Annotated in this window: 2 protein-coding genes; both read left to right on the forward strand. The window is 30.4% G+C overall.

The features are described from left to right. Nucleotides 1–602 (forward strand): hypothetical protein (locus Q0997_RS20165; RefSeq protein WP_299892505.1); only part of this gene is annotated, 602 nt, incomplete at its 5' end. 10 nt (nt 603–612) lie between these two features. After that, entirely contained in the window at nt 613–837 is a 225-nt protein-coding gene (locus Q0997_RS20170) for a hypothetical protein (RefSeq protein ID WP_299892507.1), read from the forward strand. The last annotated feature ends 210 nt before the right edge of the window (nt 838–1,047 follow it).

The following is a 1,047-nucleotide window of genomic DNA, read 5'->3' on the forward strand; positions in this document are numbered from 1 at the left end:
AATATAAAAATTCGGCTCTGTGTTTATCCGAAAAGTTAGCATCTTTTTACACGCTACGTTTCATACACAAACCGTTGGCAGCCATTAAACGCACACCCGAACATATGAGGATATTTAGGATTGATAAAAGAGATTTTAACGTGAATGATAAAATCTCACCTCAAAATGCTTATCAAAACGAATTAGATGACATTCGAAAAAAAGTGGAAGAAATTTTGGAATTTAAAAGACCAAAACGAAAACCAAAAAGAAATGAAATTTTAATGCTATTTGAAAATTTTGAAGATGCAAAACATTTCTGGACAATTCAAAAGAACTCAAAATTTTACAGAGGAGAAATAAGTGAAACTGAAATCCTTCACATAGGAGATTTTAATAAAATTGAAGAATTATTTAAAAATATATCAGATACTAAAATTGCAGAAAAAATAGCAATGGAATATTGGAATAGTGAAATGACCGAAAACCCGAAAAAAGAAATCTTTGTTAATGAAGTAATTACTGATAAAGTAATGTCAAATTCTGAGATAGAAAGGAAAAATGCTTTTGCAATTAGAGCTGGTTTAGGAAATCCTAAAATCAAAATTATATCAAATAACTAAAAACAGAAATATGAAACCAACAGTAGATTTAATACAGTTAGCCGGAATTGGTGCAAGTCTTGTTATTGATGCAAGCCAAAAAACGACAGTTGACTTAATACAAATAGCAGGAATAATCAATGGAAAAGGAACACATTTAACATTAGTTAATGCACACAGAAAACCGACAGTTGATTTAATACAAATTTCAGGAGTTTGTAAAGGAAATATAACATTGGAATTTGTTGAAAAATAAATAACGGCTGCCAACACCGTGTATAATTCATTGCTAGTGCAAGCCTACTTGGAAATTCCTTCGGAATTTCCTCTGGTTCGTTTTTGTTTACTAATTTAGTTGTAGAAACACACAACGAAATCATACACAAGACCGTTGGCAACAATTTGATGAAACCCGAAACCATTGACATAAACGAAAAGCATTTTTTAGCTTCTTTTAGATATAATA

Source organism: uncultured Lacinutrix sp. (assembly GCF_947500325.1).
Taxonomy (GTDB): domain Bacteria; phylum Bacteroidota; class Bacteroidia; order Flavobacteriales; family Flavobacteriaceae; genus Lacinutrix.

Coding starts and splice junctions, on each gene's coding strand:
- Q0997_RS20170 (WP_299892507.1), top strand. CDS start 613: ATGAAACCAACAGTAGATTTAATACAGTTAGCCGGAATTGGTGCAAGT.